Source organism: Floricoccus penangensis (assembly GCF_001832885.1).
In the GTDB taxonomy this organism is placed as follows: domain Bacteria; phylum Bacillota; class Bacilli; order Lactobacillales; family Streptococcaceae; genus Floricoccus; species Floricoccus penangensis.
The window spans coordinates 1-357 of the sequence record NZ_MKIQ01000016.1 but is presented as its reverse complement, the minus strand read 5'-3'; the positions used below and the strand labels follow the sequence as shown (position 1 = coordinate 357).

Below are 357 nucleotides of genomic sequence, written 5' to 3'. Positions count from 1 at the left end.
GGTGCATACTATCAGTATTATATAAGTATGCATAAGGCTTCCCTCCTGAATCTCTAATTGCTTGAACAACACATCCTGAACAATCACCAGTACCATCAGTGCCATTTCTACTACCATACATCGAGTAAGTTATTTTACCAACTTGATTTCTAAACCATTGCACTACTTTATTATTATCTACTGCCATAATCTTTACCTCCTAAGTATGACTTTCCTAAGTCATAAAAGCCTCCTGCACTTAGACCAGCAATAAAACCAGCCCATCCATAAATTGCGAATTCTCCACGCACGATTGTTAATGCATAGATTAAGCCCAAAGAAATACCAGTCACGCAATTGATGACTGGTAAGTGTTTA

General features: G+C 37.5%; 2 pseudogenes. Both read right to left on the bottom strand.

Going from position 1 to position 357, the window contains the following annotated elements:
* Positions 1–181 (bottom strand): annotated as a pseudogene (locus BG262_RS03260) (peptidoglycan amidohydrolase family protein); the annotation flags it as partial.
* Positions 174–357: pseudogene (locus BG262_RS10705) on the bottom strand (hypothetical protein); the annotation flags it as partial. The pseudogenes BG262_RS03260 and BG262_RS10705, both read right to left, overlap by 8 nt.